The 18,468-nt window shown below is 67.7% G+C and carries 13 protein-coding genes and 1 tRNA gene; 3 read left to right on the top strand and 11 right to left on the bottom strand.

All coding sequences use genetic code 11. The features are described from left to right. Positions 1-157: 157 nt before the first annotated feature. Positions 158-1,963, bottom strand: a complete 1,806-nt coding sequence (locus tag Q2K21_RS26110) for a bifunctional metallophosphatase/5'-nucleotidase (RefSeq protein ID WP_310775609.1) — start codon at positions 1,961-1,963, stop codon at positions 158-160. 456 nt (positions 1,964-2,419) lie between these two features. On the opposite strand from Q2K21_RS26110, the gene pyk reads away from it, so the two are divergent. Then, the gene (pyk, locus tag Q2K21_RS26105) at positions 2,420-3,856 is read left to right on the top strand and encodes a pyruvate kinase (protein WP_310775607.1); all 1,437 of its coding nucleotides are present in this window, start codon (positions 2,420-2,422) and stop codon (positions 3,854-3,856) included. A gap of 14 nt (positions 3,857-3,870) precedes the next feature. On the opposite strand, the gene Q2K21_RS26100 is transcribed toward pyk, so the two are convergent. Both Q2K21_RS26100 and Q2K21_RS26095 read right to left on the bottom strand, forming a co-directional pair. After that, positions 3,871-4,644 (bottom strand): helix-turn-helix domain-containing protein, encoded by a 774-nt coding sequence (locus Q2K21_RS26100; protein WP_310775605.1) that lies wholly within the window; start codon positions 4,642-4,644, stop codon positions 3,871-3,873. A gap of 106 nt (positions 4,645-4,750) precedes the next feature. Continuing rightward, positions 4,751-4,825: transfer RNA gene (locus Q2K21_RS26095), tRNA-Leu, on the bottom strand. A 104-nt stretch (positions 4,826-4,929) separates the two neighbouring features. Between Q2K21_RS26095 and Q2K21_RS26090 the strand changes: the two genes are divergently transcribed. Next, positions 4,930-5,580: an ANTAR domain-containing response regulator gene (locus tag Q2K21_RS26090; RefSeq protein WP_310775603.1), complete on the top strand. Its 651-nt coding sequence runs from the start codon at positions 4,930-4,932 to the stop codon at positions 5,578-5,580. A 98-nt stretch (positions 5,581-5,678) separates the two neighbouring features. Here Q2K21_RS26090 and Q2K21_RS26085 read toward each other — a convergent pair whose 3' ends face one another. From Q2K21_RS26085 to Q2K21_RS26050, 8 genes are all read right to left on the bottom strand, one after another. After that, positions 5,679-6,395, bottom strand: coding sequence for an ABC transporter ATP-binding protein (locus tag Q2K21_RS26085; protein WP_310775601.1), 717 nt, complete (start codon positions 6,393-6,395; stop codon positions 5,679-5,681). Next, a complete protein-coding gene (locus tag Q2K21_RS26080; protein WP_310775599.1) occupies positions 6,392-7,240 on the bottom strand; it encodes an ABC transporter ATP-binding protein in 849 nt (282 codons plus the stop codon). Before Q2K21_RS26080 ends, Q2K21_RS26085 begins: the two co-directional genes overlap by 4 nt. Positions 7,241-7,245: 5 nt before the next feature. Continuing rightward, positions 7,246-9,045, bottom strand: coding sequence for a branched-chain amino acid ABC transporter permease (locus tag Q2K21_RS26075; protein WP_310775597.1), 1,800 nt, complete (start codon positions 9,043-9,045; stop codon positions 7,246-7,248). Positions 9,046-9,050: 5 nt separating this feature from the next. Further along, positions 9,051-9,977 (bottom strand): branched-chain amino acid ABC transporter permease, encoded by a 927-nt coding sequence (locus Q2K21_RS26070; RefSeq protein ID WP_310775595.1) that lies wholly within the window; start codon positions 9,975-9,977, stop codon positions 9,051-9,053. Positions 9,978-10,104: 127 nt separating this feature from the next. Continuing rightward, entirely contained in the window at positions 10,105-11,328 is a 1,224-nt protein-coding gene (locus Q2K21_RS26065) for a branched-chain amino acid ABC transporter substrate-binding protein (RefSeq protein ID WP_310781247.1), read from the bottom strand. Between the two features lie 110 nt (positions 11,329-11,438). Further along, positions 11,439-12,221, bottom strand: a complete 783-nt coding sequence (locus tag Q2K21_RS26060; protein WP_310775593.1) for a hypothetical protein — start codon at positions 12,219-12,221, stop codon at positions 11,439-11,441. A 169-nt stretch (positions 12,222-12,390) separates the two neighbouring features. Beyond that, a complete protein-coding gene (locus Q2K21_RS26055) occupies positions 12,391-12,879 on the bottom strand; it encodes a hotdog fold thioesterase (RefSeq protein ID WP_310775591.1) in 489 nt (162 codons plus the stop codon). Positions 12,880-12,931: 52 nt separating this feature from the next. Then, positions 12,932-15,211 carry an FdhF/YdeP family oxidoreductase gene (locus tag Q2K21_RS26050; RefSeq protein WP_310775589.1) on the bottom strand — a complete coding sequence of 760 codons (2,280 nt, stop codon included), beginning with the start codon at positions 15,209-15,211 and terminating at the stop codon, positions 12,932-12,934. Between the two features lie 388 nt (positions 15,212-15,599). Here Q2K21_RS26050 and polA point away from each other — a divergent pair, with 388 nt between their 5' ends. Further along, a complete protein-coding gene (gene polA, locus Q2K21_RS26045) occupies positions 15,600-18,326 on the top strand; it encodes a DNA polymerase I (protein ID WP_310775587.1) in 2,727 nt (908 codons plus the stop codon). Positions 18,327-18,468 lie beyond the last annotated feature (142 nt).

The following is an 18,468-nucleotide window of genomic DNA, read 5'->3' as shown; positions in this document are numbered from 1 at the left end:
ACCATCACCGGCGCCGTCGACACCACACTGCCGGCCCTTGGAAGACCGGCTCGAAGGCCGGTTGGAAGACCAGCTGGAAGACCGGCTCGAAGACCGGCTGGAAGACCAGCGGCAAGACCGACTGGAAGACCAGCGGCAAGACCGACTGGAAGACCGGCTAGAAGACCGGCGTACCGTTCCGCGTCAGCTTCCAGTCCACCGACGCGAAGTCCTTCGGGTCCAGGACCTTCTTCGCGGTCACCCACTCCGCGATCCGGGTCCGGATCTCCGTCGACTCCGACCACAGCTCCTTGGCCGACGCCACATACGGGAAGGCACCGCCACCGTTCGCACGGTAGTTGTTCACCGCGAGCACGAACTGCTGCGCGTCATCCAGCGCCGCACCGTTGTAGGTCAGGTTCTTGATGCGCGAACCCGCCGCCTGCGCGATATCGATCTCGTACCGCAGCCCCGACACATAGTCGTAGTTGTAGTCCGGGCGGTTGTTCGCGTTCGTCAGCTTCTCCACGTCCACCGCCGCATCGGCAGCCGTCTGCACGAAGTACTCCGCCGAGTACTCCAGGTACGCCCGCACCTGCGCACCCGTCATCAGCTTCGCGACCAGCGTGTTGTCGTACACATACAGGCTCGACAGATCCCGGATCGTCACATCGCCCGCCGGGATCGCCGACGTACGCGAGAACGGCGAAGCCTGCGCGATCACCGGCACCGACGCATACTCCGTACCAGCCAGCGCCGCCTTGACCACGTCCTCCTGAACCTTGGTGATCAAGTCGATGATCGGGGCGTCCTTGTACCGGGCCTCGACCGTCGTCAACGTCTCCGTCGCACTGCCGACGACCTGGTTGACGTACTCGACGACCTTCGCGTGCTCATCCGACAGCAGCTTGGTGATCTTCGGGTCATCCGTGACCGAATTCGAGTTGAGCACCTTCGAGGAGACCGACTCGACAGCCCACCGGCCCTTCTCGAAAACCAGCTCGACATCGAAGACGGACAGGCGCTCCGCGAACGCCAGCGGCTCCGACAGCACAACCGTCTTACCGGTCTTCTCGTTCGTGACCTTCAGCTCCGGGATCTCCACATGCGCGTGGCCCACCAGGATCGCGTCGATGTCCGGCACCTGCTTCGCCACGTTCGCGGCCGCGTTCTCCACATACGGCACCTGGTCACCGTACGACGACGTACCCGACGAACCCGAGTGCGCCGACACCACGACCACATCCGCACCCAGCGACTTCAGCTTCGGCACCCACTTCGCCGCCTGCTCCTCCAGACCCGGGAACGCCAGCTTGCCCTGGACATACGCCTTGTCCCAGATCGCGATACCCGGGTTGGTCAGACCGAGAACGGCGACCTTCACCGGCGGAGCGCCCGGGACGTGGAACTTCTTGATGAAGTAGGGCGGGAAGGCCGGCTTCAGCGTCTTCGCGTCCACCGCGTTCGCACCCAGCAGCGGGAAGTGACACTGCTCCTCGAACTTCCGCAGCGTCTCGATGCCGTAGTTGAACTCGTGGTTGCCCAGCGCCGCCGCGTCGTACCCGATCGCGTTCATCGCCTGCGCCATCGGGTGAACCGGGCCGCCCTTGGCCGTGATCGGGTCGACCTTCGCGTAGTAGTACGTCAGCGGAGTGCCCTGGATCGTGTCGCCCGCATCCAGCAGCAGGGTGTTGCAGCGGCCCTTCTCCTCGCGCAACTGGTTCACCAGAGTCGAAATCCGGGCCAGACCCTGCGCGTTGCCCGCCTTGTCCGCGTACTCCGCGTCCTTGAAGTAGTCCCAGTTGAAGACGTGTCCGTGCAGGTCGGTGGTGCCCATCACGGTCAGCGAGTAGCGCTTCGCCGGCTTGGCGGGCTTCTTCGCCTCCGCAGCCTCGGCCGCCGGAGCCGCCGCCGCACCGGCCAGCGCCACCCCCGCCCCGGTCACAGCGGACTTCTTCAGGAACTTCCGGCGATTCAAAGGCATGTCTCGGTCTCCTCGGGGAACGGTCAACGACGCGCGTAGATTCTGACGCAGACACAGCGAACGGCAATAGACCCGCAGGTTTCAATCCGGTGACCACACCTGTGAATTGAGAGACCGTAACCCGCTAAGGCCGGACAGAGTGGGACGTATGACCGGCCCCTCCGCAGACGAACCCCGGCCCACCGCCGTCCCCTACGGGACCCCCGACGCCCCCGCACCGCCGTCCGCGGCGAAGCGCTTCACCATGGCACCGCCACGGCTGTAGTCACGACAATGCGGTGAGTGTTCTCAAAAGCCCGGGTCAAAAAGACCAGAAATTCCGAAATTCCCTCCGGAATGCTCATCAGAGCGCGTCACCGCACAATTCAACACTTGTCAATAATGCTTCACGCAAAGATTGATGGGTCGTCACGTCCGACCAATTCTCTACTCGCCGGTAAGGCCTAGGCTCGAAGCATGCGCCGAGCAAAGATCGTCTGTACATTGGGCCCCGCCACCGACTCGTACGACCAGATCAAGGCACTGGTCGAAGCCGGAATGGACGTCGCCCGCTTCAACCTCAGCCACGGCGACTACGCCGACCACGAGGACCGCTACCAGCGCGTACGCAAGGCCACCGACGAGACCGGCCGCAGCGTCGGGGTCCTCGCCGACCTTCAAGGCCCGAAGATCCGACTCGGCCGCTTCGCCGAAGGCCCCGTACTCCTTGAACGCGGAGACACCTTCACCATCACCGTCGAAGAAGGCGTCGAAGGCGACCGCCACACCGTCGGAACCACCTACCCCGGACTCGCCGCCGACGTCACCCCCGGCGAACGCATCCTCGTCGACGACGGCAAAGTCTGCCTCGAAGTCACCTCGGTCGACGGCCCCCGCGTCCACACCACGGTCATCGAAGGGGGCATGGTCTCCGACCACAAAGGCCTCAACCTCCCCGGCGTCGCCGTCTCCGTCCCCGCCCTCTCCAAAAAAGACGAAGACGACCTCCGCTGGGCCCTGCGCACCGGCTTCGACGTCATCGCCCTCTCCTTCGTCCGCAGCGGCAACGACATCAAAGACGTCCACCGCATCATGGACGAAGAAGGCCGCCGCCTCCCCGTCATCGCCAAAGTGGAAAAACCCCAGGCCGTCGAGAACATCGACGAAATCGTGGCGGCATTCGACGGCATCATGGTGGCACGCGGCGACCTGGGCGTGGAGATGCCCCTGGAACAGGTCCCCCTCGTCCAAAAGCGCGCGATCAAACTCGCCAAGCGCAACGCCAAGCCGGTCATCGTCGCCACCCAGATGCTCGACTCCATGATCGAAAACTCACGCCCCACCCGGGCGGAGGCCTCCGACGTCGCGAACGCGATCATCGACGGCACGGACGCGGTCATGCTCTCCGGCGAGACCAGCGTCGGCCACCACCCCATCGAGACGGTCAGGACGATGGCCCGCATCGTCGAGGCCGCAGAACAGGACATCCTCGCCAAGGGCCTCCCGGCCCTGACCGAGAGCAACAAGCCCCGCACCCAGGGCGGCGCGGTCGCCCGCGCGGCGGCGGAGATCGGCGACTTCCTCGGCGCCAAGTTCCTCGTCGCCTTCACCCAGTCGGGCGACACCGCCCGCCGCCTCTCCCGCTACCGCTCCCCGATCCCACTTCTCGCCTTCACCCCCGAGCCGGCCACGCGCTCCCAGCTCAACCTCACGTGGGGCGTGGAGACGTTCCTGGGCCCGCACGTCGACTCGACGGACGCGATGGTCGACCAGGTGGACGAGCTGCTGCTGAAGTACGGCCGCTGCGAGAGGGGCGACGTGGTGGTGATCACGGCGGGTTCGCCGCCTGGGGTGTCGGGCTCGACGAACCTGGTGCGGGTGCACCACATCGGGGAGGACGACAGCCCCAAGTAGGACGGTTTGAGGGGTCAGTACTTGGGGCCTACGTGGGTGTCGAGGAGGGTCACGGAGGCTTTGCGGGCGATGGAGATGTTGAACGGGTCGCTGCCGCGGGCGAGGGTGGTCCACTCGACGCCGACCTTGTCGAGGGTGTCGGTGAACAGCTTGCGGATGTCGTCGGACTTGTTGGAGAAGAAGTAGCGGGGGTATTCATAGCGCTTGCGCACGCCTGCGACGGTCTTCTCAGTCCAGTTGGTGATGCGGCAGCCGTCTGAGTGCATGAGGCCACGGATGAATTCCCAGGGGTGGGTGTCGACGATTGCTTCTTGCCAGGGTTCGAGGGCGATCTTGCGGTTGTGCTTCATGCCTGGGCCATGCTGAGGGAAGAGGCAGGGCCAGTGCTTGCTGGCACCGCTAACCGCTACACAACCCTGTTTCCTGACGCGGAAGATGCTGTTGTCCGGGCGCACGGCACGCATGGCGGCCTCGCACGCATTGATGATGCCTGGCCATGCGTTGTCCAAAACGACGCGCATGAAGTAGACGCCCCTGTGATGGGGGCTGATGCAGCCGTCGCCGAGATAGAGGCCCAGAAGGTAGGCGTACGCGGCAGGAGACTTGGGTGGGCTCGGCACATCCTCGCATCTGGGGCAAGGCTTGCCTGTGCGTTTGAGGGGTTCGATACGTGTCTGCCACGAGCGGATCGCATACCGGGATATCCCCGTCTCCCTGCTGACCGAGTTCAGGCTGCGCCCCTGAGCGACCAGAGCCAGAGCTCGCTTGCGTGTGCCCAAGTCGTACATGCGGCCACTCTGCGCGACGGATCGTGACCGTGCGCAGCAAAAAGCGGATGTTCACGAGAACGTGCACATCCGCTTCTGTGGCGTGACCTTGGAATCCAAGGAAAAGTGCCCCGGGTGGGATTCGAACCCACACTGTATGCTGTTTGAGAGCATCGCCTGCTGCCGATTGGGCTACCGGGGCCTAACGAATCGAAGGTTGATCCCGACCCGCTGCCTGTCCACCATACCGCAGCTAGGTAGGCTTCTGGGAGCAGTACTTGCCTGCCCTGGAACGAGGAGCCCCGAGTGACCGCCCCCGAGTCGCCCCAGCCCGTCGCCGACGACGACAAGTCGCACGTGCCTCCGCTGACGACCCGTGTCGTCATCGCCGAGGACGAGGCGCTCATCCGGCTCGACCTCAAAGAGATGCTCGAGGAAGAGGGCTACAGCGTCGTCGGTGAGGCCGGCGACGGTGAGCGGGCCGTCGAGCTCGCCCGTGAGCACCAGCCCGACCTGGTGATCCTGGACGTGAAGATGCCGAAGCTCGACGGCATCTCGGCGGCCGAGAAGATCGCCGAGGAGCGTATCGCCCCGGTGCTGATGCTGACCGCCTTCTCGCAGCGCGATCTGGTGGAGCGGGCGCGGGATGCCGGTGCGATGGCATATCTGGTGAAGCCGTTCAGCAAGAGTGATGTCGTTCCGGCGATCGAGATGGCCGTTTCGCGGTTCAACGAGTTGAAGACGCTGGAGAAGGAGGTCGAGGACCTCACGCAGCGGTTGGAGACGCGGAAGCTGGTGGATCGGGCGAAGTCGATCCTGCAGACGGAGTACGGGCTGACGGAGCCCGCCGCTTTCCGCTGGATCCAGAAGACGTCGATGGACCGTCGTATGTCGATGCAGCAGGTGGCCGAGGCTGTGATTCAGGACGCGGAGGAGAAGAAGTCCGCCAAGGGCTGAGTTCCGTGGCCGATGGCTCGGCTCGGCGCGCGTATGCGAGAGGCCCGCATCCCGTAATCACGGGGTGCGGGCCTCTTCGTGTGCCCGGGATGGCGTGCTCAGTCCTCGCCGAGGTAGGCCTTCCGTACGGACTCGTCGTGCAGCAGGTCCCGTCCGGTGCCGGAGAGGACGATGTTGCCGACCTCCATGACGTGGCCCTGGTCGGCGAGCGAGAGGGCTGCCTGGGCGTTCTGCTCGACCAGCAGAATCGTTGTGCCCTGGGACTTCAGCTCGGCGATGGTGGCCATGATCTTCTGCATCATGATCGGCGAGAGGCCCATGGACGGCTCGTCGAGCATGAGGAGCTTCGGCTGGGACATCAGGGCGCGGCCCATCGCCAGCATCTGCTGCTCGCCGCCGGAGAGGGTGCCTGCGGCCTGCTTGCGGCGCTCTCCCAGGATGGGGAAGAGGTCGTAGGCGCGCTGGATGTCCTTTTCGATGCCTTCTTTGTCCTTGCGGAGGAAGGCGCCGAGCTGGAGGTTTTCCGCGATCGTCAGGCGGGGGAAGATGTGCCGGCCCTCGGGGGAGTGGGCGAGTCCGAGGGAGACGATCTTGTGGGCGGGGACGCTCGTGAGTGGCTTGCCGTCGAAGGTGATCTTGCCGCTGGTCGGCTTGAGCAGGCCCGACAGTGTGCGGAGCGTGGTCGTCTTGCCGGCGCCGTTGGTGCCGATGAGGGTGACGACCTGGCCGGCTTCGACGCTGAAGGAGATGCCCTTGACGGCTTCGATCTTGCCGTAGGCGACCCTGAGGTCTTCGACCTCGAGCAGTGCGGTCACTGGGTTTCTCCCTTGGTGCTGCCGGTGGTGCCGGCTTCGGCCGCGGCGACTTCGGCGGCTTCTGCTTCTCCGGGTGCGCCTTCGAAAGGCTCGCCGAGGTAGGCGGCGATGACGCGTTCGTCGGCCTGGACGATGTCGGAGGTGCCCTCGATGAGCTTTTCGCCTTGGACGAGGACGGCGACGCGGTCGCTGAGGTTGAAGACGAAGCGCATGTCGTGCTCGATGAGGAGGACGGCGATGCCCCTGTCGCGGATGGCGAAGACGAGTTCTTCGGTGGCCCGCGTTTCCTGGGGGTTCATGCCGGCGGTGGGCTCGTCGAGGAGGAGCAGGCCGGGCTCGCTGGCCATGGCGCGGGCGATTTCGAGCTTGCGCTGTTCGCCGTAGGGGAGGTTCCTGGCGAGGTGGTCGCGCTTGTGGGCGAGGCCGATGAACTCCAGGAGTTCCATGGCGCGTTCTTCGCTGGCCTTTTCGGCCTTCTTGAAGCCGGGGCCGCGCAGGAGTGCCGACCAGAGGCCTTCCTTGGTGCGCGTGTGGCGGCCGACGAGGACGTTCTCCAGGACCGTCATGTTGGCGAACAGACGGATGTTCTGGAACGTTCGGGCGATGCCCGCTTGCGTCACCAGGTGCGGCTTGGGGGGCAGGACGGTGCCCTTGTAGGAGACCGATCCTTCCGTCGGGACGTAGAGGCCGGTGAGGCAGTTGAAGAAGGTGGTCTTGCCGGCGCCGTTGGGGCCGATGAGGCCGACGATTTCGCCGCTGTTGACGGTGAAGTCGACGGAGCGGACGGCGGTGAGGCCGCCGAAGCGCATCGTGACGCCGCGGGCTTCGAGTACAGGTGTCGTCATGGTTCTTACGCCCCTGCCTTGGTGACGGCCGCTTCGTCGGTCAGCGTCGCTTGTTGGGGTACGTCGAGTTGGCCGGTCTCGTGGAATTCGAGCTGGCGGCGGCGGTTGGCGATGATGCCTTCCGGCCGGAAGCGCATCAGGAGGATGAGCGCGATGCCGAAGGCGAGGAGGGACTTGTCCTGGAGGAAGACGAGCTTCTCCGGGAGCAGGTAGAGCAGTGCGGCGCCCAGCAGGGGGCCTGCGACGGTGCCCATGCCGCCGAGGACGACGGCGGCCAGGAGGAAGGCCGAGTTGGGCGGGGTGGAGCCGGCGAACTGGTAGGGGTTCGGGACCACGCTGTAGGTGACGTGGGCGCTGACCGTGCCGGCGAGGCCTGCCAGGGAGGCGCCGAGGGCGAAGGCGATGAGCTTGACGCGGAAGCCGTTGATGCCCATGGCGGTGGCGGCGGTTTCGTCTTCGCGGATGGCGATCCAGGAGCGGCCGATGCGGGAGTCGGCGGCGCGGGTGTAGACGAGGACGACGATGGCCATGATCAGGACCATCAGCAGGTAGTAGTTGGCGAACCTGCCGAGGGTGAAGCTGCCGAGGTCGTGTGCTTCCCCGAAGTTGAAGCCGAAGAAGTTCAGGTCGGGGATGGACGGGATGCCGTTGGGGCCGTTGGTGATGTCGGGGCCGGATTCGCCGTCCATGTTGTTGACGGCGATGCGGAAGATTTCTCCGAAGCCGAGGGTGACGATGGCGAGGTAGTCGCCGCGCAGTCGCAGGGTGGGGGCGCCGATGAGGACGCCGAAGACGAGCGAGGCGGCGGCGCCGGCGATGGCGGCGGCCCAGAAGGGGAACTGGACGCCGGAGAAGCGGGAGAACTCGGAGCCGGAGACGAGGGCGGCGGTGTAGGCGCCGACGCCGAGGAAGGCGACGTATCCGAGGTCGAGGAGGCCTGCGAGGCCGACGACGATGTTGAGGCCCAGGGCGACGGTGCCGAAGATCAGGATGTTGACGCCGATGTTGGCGTAGTGGTCGTCGGTCTGGGTGAAGGGGAAGCCGATGGCGGCGACGAAGCCCATGGCGAGGGCGAAGCTGCGGTTGCCGGCGATGAGGTGCGAGAACCGGTCGAGGAGGCCGGCGGTGTGCAGTGCCCAGACGGCGAAGACGACGAGGATGAGGTAGCCGATGAACAGCTCGCCGTACTCGGTGTCGATGCCGTAGGTGAAGGTGAACAGGCCGACGATGGTGACGGCGGTGATGATGGCGCGCTGCATCCAGGGCGCGGTGGCGTCGGCCGGGGGGATGTGGTCCGGCTTGGCGATGGAGGCGCGGAGGGTGTCCTTGGCGGACTGGCCGTCGGTCCCGGGCTGGGGGAGGGCGAGGGCGCCGAGGACGGGAAGCAGCGAGGCGACGGCCGCTACGTATCCACCGGGTTCGAGGTTGACGAGCCCGCCGAGCTTCGCTGCGATCGCGAGGACGGTGTACCAGGTGGTGCCGAAGGCGCCGAGTGCCGTGAGGATGATCGGGGCGTTGTTGGCGGCGGGTGTGAGCCAGCCCAGGCCCCGCACGCCGTAGCCGGCGAGGGCGAAGAGGGTGACGAGGATGCCGCCGATGAAGGTGAGCCACTGGAGGCCGCCGGGGTAGCCGTAGACCGTGAGGTCGCCGGGGAAGTCCGAGGTCCAGGTCCAGGCGAGGAAGGCGGAGGCGGCGGTGGCTATGCCGCCGACGAGGGTGAGGGCTCGGGCTGCGGTGGCCGGCAGCGGGATGAGGCCGGGTGCGGTGGCCGCCGTGGGGGTGTTGGGGGTCTTCGTGTCGGTCATGTTGATCACGCCCTGTCCGCGACGCGTTCGCCGAGCAGGCCTTGTGGTCGGAAGAGCAGGACGAGGATGAGGAGGCAGAAGGCCCAGACGTTGGCCCAGCTCTGGCCGCCGAGTTGCTGCATGCCGGGGACGCCGTCGATGTAGGCGGAGGCGAGGGTTTCGGCGATGCCGAGGACGATGCCGCCGAGCATGGCGCCGTAGATGTTGCCGATGCCGCCGAGGACGGCGGCGGTGAAGGCCTTGAGGCCCATGAGGAAGCCCATGTCGTACTTCACGTTGCCGTACTTCATGCCGTAGGCGACGGAGGCGACGGCCGCGAAGAATCCGCCGATCGCGAAGGCGATGACGATGATGCGGTTGGTGTCGATGCCCATGAGCTGGGCGGTGTCCGGGTCCTGCGCGGTGGCTTGCATGGCGCGTCCGGTGCGGCTGCGGCGTACGAAGAGGGCGAGGGCGGACATGCAGACGATGGCGGCGCCGATGAGGAAGATGTCGGCGTCCTTGATGGTGATGGAGCCGATGTTGTGGGTGCCGTCGAGGCCGGGGAAGGCGCGGGCGCGGTCGGCTTCGGGGTAGAAGTTGCGGACGACTTCCTGGAGTGCCAGGGAGAGGCCGATGGCGGTGATGAGGGGCGCCAGTCGTGGTGCTCCGCGCAGGGGGCGATAGGCGAACCGTTCCGCTCCGACGGCGATGAGGACGGCGACGAGTCCGCCGCCGATCAGCATCAGGGGTACGGCGACCCACATGGAGATGTCGGAGGGCAGGACGAGGTAGACGCTGAGGGCTCCGAACCCTCCGGTCATGAAGATCTCGCCGTGCGCGAAGTTGATGAGCTGGACGATGCCGTACACCATCGTGTAGCCGATGGCGATGAGCCCGTACATCGAGCCGAGGAGCAGCCCGTTGGCCAGCTGCTGCGGCAGGGTGTTCACCGCATGGCCTCCATAGTCGTTAGGTCGTGGCGCACTGTGGCGTGCGCGTGGGGGTGGGTGTGGAAGGGCCGCGCGGTCGGGGTCCTCCTTCCGCGCGGCCCGTGGTGCTGTGCTTTAGGTGGTGGGGTCAGCTGGCGTTGTACGTGCCGGTCTTGACAGCCTTCCACGCGCCCTTGGTGACCTGGTAGACGGTGAGCTGCTTGTTGGTGGTGTCGCCGTACTCGTCGAAGGAGACCTTGCCGCTGATGCCTTCGAAGTCGGACTTCTGGACCGCGTCGACGATCTTGGAGCGGAGGTCGTCGCCGGTGGGCAGCTTGCCGCCGTTGGCGTCCTTGACGGCCTTCACGGCGTTGATGATGGCCATGGTGGCGTCGTAGGAGTAGGCGCCGTAGGCGCCGTAGTCACCCTTGTAGCCCTTGGACTTGTAGGTCTCGACGAAGGTCTTGGCGGCGGGCAGGGTGTCGACGGGGACGCCGACGGCGGTGGCGAGGTCGCCTTCGGAGGCCTTGCCGGCGGTCTCGATGTAGGTGGTGGCGTACATGCCGTCGCCGCCGAACAGCGGGATCTTGACGCCGGCGTCCTTGAGCTGCTTGGTGATCAGCGCGGACTCGTCGTACTGGCCGCCGTAGTACAGGATGTCGGCGCCGGAGTTCTTGATCTTGGTGACGAGGGAACCGAAGTCCTTGTCGCCGGTGTTGACGTGGTCGGTCTGGGCGACCTTGCCGCCGAGCTTGGTGAAGGAGTCGGCGAAGATCTTCGCGAGGCCGGCGCCGTAGGTCTGCTTGTCGTCGACGACGAAGGCCTTCTTCTTCTTGAGGCCGTTGTAGGCGTAGTCGGCGGCGAAGCCACCCTGGAGGGCGTCGGTGGTGGCGGTGCGGAAGTACGTCTTGTACGTGCGCTTCTTCGCCGTCTGCCAGTCCTTGCCCTGCGTCAGCGCGGGGTTGGTGTTCGAGGGGGAGATCTCGACCATGTTGGCGGAGGCGAACACCTGCTGCATCGACTGGGCGACGCCGGAGTTGAGGGGGCCGACGGTGCCGACGACGGACTTGTCGCCGACGAGGGCGGTGGCGTTCTGCTGGCCGTTGGCGGGCTGCGCCTTGTCGTCCAGGGCCTTGATCTTGAAGGTGACGCCGTCGACGAGCTTCTTGCTGTTGGCGTCGTCGACGGCGATCTGGGCGCCGTACTGGATGCCGAGACCGGTGGTCGAGTTCTCACCGGACAGCGGCGCGTCCACACCGATGGTGAGGGTGGTGCCGCCGCCGCTGTCGCCGCTCTTGCTGCTGTCGTCGCGGGAGCCGCATGCGGTGAGGGTCAGAGCTCCGGTGGTCAGTACGGAGGTGAGGATCACCAGAGAACGCTGTCGCACAATCAGTCCTTTCCGCAGGCACGGCCGCCGCTGTGAGGCGGCGCGATTGCCGCGCTGGTACCGAACTCCCGGTGGAGCGGTGACTGGCCGTGACTCTAAGCCTGGTCTGAGCCGATGGGCATCGTCACGGGCTGGCTTGTGACTTTCTTGTTATGACGTGCCGGTTGATGGTTATCGGCGATGGTGGCTCTCGGCCGGTTTGGCGGAAATTGCATGGAGTCCACATATTGAGAATGTGCACTTCCGCTTGGCCTTGGGCGGGCCTCGGGTCGGGCGGTGTCGCAGGCCCTGTGGAGGAGGTCGGAAAGGTCGCGCGAGTAGGCGCCGCTGAAGATGAAACTGTGCTGCTGTATTGCGCGCGCGTTACGCAGTGTTACGTCAAGAAAGGGAAGATCCGGATTCAGAGGCAGTCCGGAACAGTCGGAAACAGATATCTCGAGTGTGATGCGGCGTGTTGTCCCGGCGTGCACGGTAATGGACGGGTCGGGCGCGGTACGGGTGCGGAGTCCGGTGAATCCGGCCTTGATGTCGTAGACGGTGACGGGCGGGCCGAGGCGGACGGCGACGTCGAACCGGAAGGCGCCGACGGGGGAGGCGGCGGTGGCCCGGTGGGCAACTCCCTTGTAGGCGAACTCCGTTACGTTCGCAGGCCAGGGGGGCAGGTCCGGTTCCGGGGGCGCGGTGGAGCGCGGTGCGGGCAGGAGCAGGAGGGCGCCCGCGAGGGCGAAGGCCGCGGCGGCGCCCAGGACGGCTCTGCGGGTGTGTGTCGGCAGCCGGGTCCACCGGTCGGACAGGCGGGGCGCGTCGCTGCCGACGACGTCGTCACCGTGCTCGGGTTCGGTCGATTCAACGGGTTCGACCGGTCCGGTGCCGCTCATGGCCGGGGCCTCATGGGGCAACGGTAGGAGCCCGCGGCCACGGCGGGAAGGCGCGGTGATGTGCCTTGTGGGCGCGGGGAGTTGAGCGGGCGGCGGGGTCGGGGCTCGCGGGGTGGTGGGGTGAGTGGTGTCGAGGGGGTGCCCGTGGTCTTCGGTCACCCCCTCGGGGTCAGCTCGCGGCGCGGACGTGGTCCCCGTCGCCGGGGTTCACGTCGCGCAGCAGACAGGTCAGGCGGGCGGTGCACACGCGCTTGCCGTTCTCGTCGCTGATCACGATCTCGTACGTGGCGGTCGAGCGCCCTCGGTGGACGGGGGTGGCGACGCCGGTGACAAGGCCGGAGCGTACGCCGCGGTGGTGGGTGCAGTTCAGGTCGACGCCGACGGCGATCTTGGAGCTGCCGCCGTGGAGCATGGAGCCGACGGAGCCGAGGGTCTCGGCGAGGACGGCGGAGGCGCCGCCGTGGAGCAGTCCGTAGGGCTGGGTGTTGCCCTCCACCGGCATGGTGCCCACGACGCGCTCGGCGGAGGCCTCGACGATGTGGACGCCCATGCGGGTGCCGAGGTGTCCGGCGGAGAAGAGGGCGGGCAGGTCGACGCCGAGCGCGGCGTACTCGTCGACGACTTCTTGCGGGAACTTCACGGTGTGCTGCTCGCCCATGGGGTCCGGCTCCGTTCGGTGATCTGTCACTCGGCTGCGACTGAGCAAACGCTCAGTCGGTCGCCGATTGTTCCAGGCGGACCACGACGGACTTGCTGGCGGGGGTGTTGCTGGTGTCGGCGGTGGCGTCCAGCGGGACCAGGACGTTCGTCTCCGGGTAGTAGGCGGCGGCGCAGCCGCGGGCGGTGGGGTAGTGCACGACACGGAAGCCGGGGGCGCGCCGCTCGACACCGTCCTTCCACTCGCTGACCAGGTCGACGTAGGACCCGTCCGCCACGTTCAGCGCCCGGGCGTCGTCGGGGTGGACGAGGACGACGCGGCGGCCGTTCTTGATGCCGCGGTAGCGGTCGTCGAGGCCGTAGATGGTGGTGTTGTACTGGTCGTGCGAGCGCAGGGTCTGCAGCAGGAGCCGGCCTTCGGGCAGCTCCGGGTACTCCACGGGGGCGGCCGTGAAGTTGGCCTTGCCGGTGGCGGTGGGGAAGCGGCGCTCGTCGCGGGGGGCGTGGGGGAGCGCGAAGCCGCCGGGGCGGGCCACGCGCGCGTTGAAGTCCTCGAAGCCGGGGATCACGCGTGCGATGCGGTCGCGGACGGTCGCGTAGTCCTTCTCGAACTCATCCCACGGGACTTTGCTGTCGGTGCCGAGGACGCGGCGGGCGAGGCGGCACACGATGGCCGGCTCGGACAGCAGGTGGGGGTTCGCGGGCTCCAGGCGGCCGCGGGAGGCGTGCACCATGCCCATGGAGTCCTCGACGGTCACGAACTGCTCGCCGCCGCCCTGCAGATCACGCTCGGTGCGGCCGAGCGTGGGCAGGATCAGGGCACGCGCGCCCGTGACGGCGTGCGAGCGGTTCAGCTTGGTCGACACGTGCACGGTGAGGCGGGCGCGGCGCATGGCCGCCTCGGTCACGTCGGTGTCGGGGGATGCGGATACGAAGTTGCCGCCCATGGCGAAGAAGACCTTCGCCTCGCCGTCGCGCAGCGCGCGGATGGCCCGTACGACGTCGTAGCCGTGCTCGCGCGGCGGTGCGAACCCGAACTCCTTCTCCAGGGCGTCCAGGAAGGCGGGCGCGGGGCGTTCGAAGATGCCCATGGTGCGGTCGCCCTGCACGTTCGAGTGGCCGCGCACCGGGCACACGCCCGCGCCCGGGCGGCCGATGTTGCCGCGCAGGAGGAGGAAGTTGACGACCTCGCGGATGGTGGGGACGGCGTGCTTGTGCTGGGTGAGGCCCATGGCCCAGCACACGATGGTCCGCTTCGAGGCGAGGATCATGCCGAGGGCCTGGTCGATCTCGGCCCGTGTGAGGCCGGTCGCGGTGAGCGTCTCGTCCCAGTCGGCGGCGCGGGCGGCCTCGGCGAACTCCTCGAAGCCGTGGGTGTGTTCGCGGATGAACTCCTCGTCGACCGCGCCCTCCGTCTCCAGGACGAGCTTGTTGAGGAGGCGGAAGAGGGCCTGGTCGCCGCCGATGCGGATCTGCAGGAACAGATCGGTCAGGGCGGCGCCCTTGAGCATGCCCTGGGGGGTCTGCGGGTTCTTGAAGCGCTCCAGGCCCGCCTCGGGCAGCGGGTTGACGCTGATGATCTTCGCGCCGTTCGCCTTGGCCTTCTCCAGGGCCGAGAGCATGCGCGGGTGGTTCGTGCCGGGGTTCTGGCCGGCGACGATGATCAGGTCCGCCTTGTAGAGGTCCTCCAGCAGGACGCTGCCCTTGCCGATGCCGATCGTCTCGGAGAGTGCGGAGCCGGACGACTCGTGGCACATGTTCGAGCAGTCGGGCAGGTTGTTGGTGCCCAGCTCGCGGGCGAAGAGCTGGTAGAGGAACGCGGCCTCGTTGCTGGTGCGGCCCGAGGTGTAGAAGACGGCCTCGTCGGGGGAGGCGAGTGCGGTGATCTCCTCGGCGATGATGTCGAAGGCGCGTTCCCAGGTGACCGGCTCGTAGTGCTCTCCCCCTTCGGGGAGGTACATGGGGTGCGTGAGCCGCCCCTGCTGGCCGAGCCAGTAGCCGCTGCGGGTGGCGAGGTCGGCGACCGGGTGTGCGGCGAAGAACTCCGGGGTGACCCGGCGCAGGGTGGCCTCCTCGGCGACCGCCTTCGCGCCGTTCTCACAGAACTCCGCGGTGTGCCGGTGGTCGGGCTCGGGCCAGGCGCAGCCGGGGCAGTCGAAGCCGTCCTTCTGGTTGACGCGAAGGAGGGTGAGGGCGGTGCGGCGCACGCCCATCTGCTGCTGGGCGATGCGCAGGGTGTGCCCGATGGCGGGCAGCCCGGCCGCCGCGTGCTTGGGCTCGGCGACCTGCGGCGCGTCCTGGACCGGGTCACCCTTGGGCGGCTTCGTTGCCATCGCTGCGCTCTCCTTCACGGCACCCGTGTACTACGTCGTACTGCGTCTCCGATCCTCGCACGCGCCGCCGGCAACGAGGGCAGCCGGGGTTTGCGGAGGCCGGATACAATGGTTGCGGAAGAAGCAATGGTTGCGGAAGAGGCAACAGTGCGGGAGTGTGGGCGACGGTCGGGCGCCGCGGGTCCTTCTGCGGGGCCTCGGGGGGGCGGGTCCTACTGTGGGGCCTCGGGGGGGGCGGGTCCTTCTGCGGGGCCTCGGGGGACGCGGGTCTTTCCGCGGGGCCTCGGGGGCGCTGCGGCACCGTCCGCGCACCGTGAGGGCCCGCCCGTCCGCCGGAGGCGCCCACGGCGGGGTCCGGCTGTCAGTGGCTCGTGGCAGGATCGGGGACGTGGCAGAAACAGCATCGAAGAAGACCGAGAAGATCCCCGGCGGCGGCCGTCCCCGGCTGATGCTCATGGACGGGCACTCCCTGGCCTACCGCGCGTTCTTCGCGTTGCCCGCGGAGAACTTCACGACCGCGACGGGCCAGCCGACGAACGCGATCTACGGCTTCGCGTCGATGCTGGCGAACACGCTGCGCGACGAGGCGCCCACACACTTCGCGGTGGCGTTCGACGTCTCCCGCAAGACCTGGCGCTCCGCGGAGTTCACGGAGTACAAGGCGAACCGTTCGAAGACCCCGGACGAGTTCAAGGGCCAGGTCGAGCTGATCGGCGAGCTGCTGGACGCGATGCACGCCCAGCGTTTCGCCGTCGACGGGTTCGAGGCGGACGACGTCATCGCCACGCTCGCCACCCAGGCCGAGGCCGAGGGCTTCGAGGTGCTGATCGTCACCGGCGACCGGGACTCCTTCCAGCTGGTCACCGAGAACACGACGGTGCTGTACCCGACGAAGGGCGTCTCGGAGCTGACCCGGTTCACCCCGGAGAAGGTCTTCGAGAAGTACGGATTGACGCCGGCGCAGTACCCCGACTTCGCGGCGCTGCGCGGCGACCCGTCGGACAACCTGCCGGGCATCCCGGGCGTCGGGGAGAAGACGGCCGCGAAGTGGATCAATCAGTTCGGTTCGTTCGCGGAGCTGGTCGAGCGCGTCGAGGAGGTCAAGGGCAAGGCCGGGCAGAACCTGCGTGACCACCTGGAGTCGGTGAAGCTGAACCGCCGGCTGACGGAGCTGGAGCGCCAGGTGGAGCTGCCGAAGTCGGTCGCCGACCTGGAGCGGGCCGCGTACGACCGCAAGGCCGTCGCCATGGTCCTGGACACCCTGGAGATCAGGAACCCCTCGCTGCGCGAGCGGCTCTTCGCCGTCGATCCCGGCGGCGAGGAGGCCGAGGCGACCCCGGTCGCGGCGGGCGGCGTCGAGCTGGACGGCGCGGTGCTGGGGGCGGGCGAGCTGAAGCCGTGGCTCGCCGAGCACGGCGAGCAGGTCCTGGGCGTGGCCACGGTCGACTCGTGGGCGCTGGGCACGGGCGCGGTCGCCGAGATCGCGCTGGCCGCGGCCGACGGGGCGGCGGCCTGGTTCGACCCGACGCAGCTGGACGAGGCGGACGACAAGGCGTTCACCGAGTGGCTCGCCGACCCGGCGAAGCCGAAGGTGCTGCACAACGCCAAGGGCGCGATGCGGGTCTTCCCCGAGCACGGCTGGTCCCTGGAGGGAGTGACCATGGACACGGCGCTCGCCGCGTACCTGGTCAAGCCGGGCCGCCGCTCCTTCGCGCTGGACGCGCTGTCGCTGGAGTACCTGGGCCGGGAGCTGGAGCCGGCGGCCACGGCCGACGGGCAGCTCGCGTTCGGTGCGGACGAGGGCGCCGAGGCCGAGGCGCTGATGATCCAGGCCCGCGCGATCCTCGACCTTGGTCAGGCGTTCGAGGAGAAGCTGCGGGAGGTCGGCGCGGCGGAGCTGCTGCGTGACATGGAACTGCCCGTCTCGGCGCTGCTGGCCCGCATGGAGCGGCACGGCATCGCCGCGGACCGCCTGCACCTGGAGGCCATGGAGCAGATGTTCGCCGGCGCCGTCCAGCAGGCCGTGAAGGAGGCGTACGCGGCGGCGGGGCACGAGTTCAACCTGGGCTCGCCCAAGCAGCTCCAAGAGGTCCTCTTCGGCGAGCTGGGCCTGCCGAAGACGAAGAAGACGAAGACGGGCTACACGACCGACGCGGACGCGCTGGCGTGGCTGGCGACCCAGACGGACAACGAACTGCCGGTGATCATGTTGCGTCACCGTGAGCAGGCGAAGCTGCGGGTGACGGTCGAGGGCCTGATCAAGACGATCGCGGCGGACGCCCGGATCCACACCACGTTCAACCAGACGGTCGCGGCGACCGGCCGCCTGTCGTCGACCGACCCGAACCTGCAGAACATCCCGGTGCGCACGGACGAGGGCCGGGCGATCCGCCGTGGTTTCGTGGTCGGTGAGGGCTTCGACTCCCTGATGACGGCGGACTACAGCCAGATCGAACTGCGCGTGATGGCCCATCTCTCGGAGGACGAGGGTCTGATCCAGGCGTTCACGTCCGGGGAGGACCTGCACACCACGGTCGCCTCCCAGGTGTTCGGGGTCGGCCGCGACGCGGTGGACGCGGAGATGCGGCGCAAGATCAAGGCGATGTCGTACGGCCTGGCCTATGGTCTGTCGGCGTTCGGCCTGTCCCAGCAGCTGAACATCGAGGCGGCGGAGGCGCGTGCCCTGATGGACACCTACTTCGAGCGTTTCGGCGGAGTACGGGAGTATCTTCGCCGCGTGGTGGACGAGGCACGGGCCACGGGCTACACGGAAACCCTCTTCGGCCGCCGCCGCTACCTCCCCGACCTGAACAGCGACAACCGCCAGCGCCGGGAGATGGCGGAACGCATGGCGCTGAACGCCCCCATCCAGGGCACGGCCGCGGACATCGTCAAGATCGCCATGCTGAACGTGGACCGGGCTTTGCGCGAGGCCGGCCTCAAGTCCCGCATCCTCCTCCAGGTCCACGACGAAATCGTCCTGGAAGTCGCCCCGGGCGAGCGCCAGAAGACGGAGGAACTGGTCCGCCGCGAGATGGCGGGCGCGGTACAGCTGAGGGCACCGCTGGACGTGTCGGTGGGAGACGGCGGCGACTGGGAGTCGGCGGCCCACTAGCCTCCGGCAACGAGCGCGCACACCGCGACCTCCGCCAGCACCTGGGGCGATGCGACGGCCTCCGTCCGGAACCGGATCGACGCGACGACCTCGTCCCGGGATTGGGTTGATGCGACGATTTCCGTCCGGAACCGGGTCGACG

It is taken from the genome of Streptomyces sp. CGMCC 4.7035, assembly GCF_031583065.1.
GTDB classification, from domain to species: Bacteria; Actinomycetota; Actinomycetes; order Streptomycetales; family Streptomycetaceae; genus Streptomyces; species Streptomyces yaanensis.
The sequence above is the reverse complement of the archived record's forward strand: the minus strand, read 5'-3'. Positions and strand labels throughout refer to the sequence as shown.

Coding starts and splice junctions, on each gene's coding strand:
- Q2K21_RS26050 (WP_310775589.1), bottom strand. CDS start 15,211: ATGGCAACGAAGCCGCCCAAGGGTGACCCGGTCCAGGACGCGCCGCAG.
- Q2K21_RS26110 (WP_310775609.1), bottom strand. CDS start 1,963: ATGCCTTTGAATCGCCGGAAGTTCCTGAAGAAGTCCGCTGTGACCGGG.
- Q2K21_RS26075 (WP_310775597.1), bottom strand. CDS start 9,045: ATGACCGACACGAAGACCCCCAACACCCCCACGGCGGCCACCGCACCC.
- Q2K21_RS26100 (WP_310775605.1), bottom strand. CDS start 4,644: ATGTACGACTTGGGCACACGCAAGCGAGCTCTGGCTCTGGTCGCTCAG.
- Q2K21_RS26060 (WP_310775593.1), bottom strand. CDS start 12,221: ATGAGCGGCACCGGACCGGTCGAACCCGTTGAATCGACCGAACCCGAG.
- Q2K21_RS26055 (WP_310775591.1), bottom strand. CDS start 12,879: ATGGGCGAGCAGCACACCGTGAAGTTCCCGCAAGAAGTCGTCGACGAG.
- Q2K21_RS26080 (WP_310775599.1), bottom strand. CDS start 7,240: ATGACGACACCTGTACTCGAAGCCCGCGGCGTCACGATGCGCTTCGGC.
- pyk (WP_310775607.1), top strand. CDS start 2,420: ATGCGCCGAGCAAAGATCGTCTGTACATTGGGCCCCGCCACCGACTCG.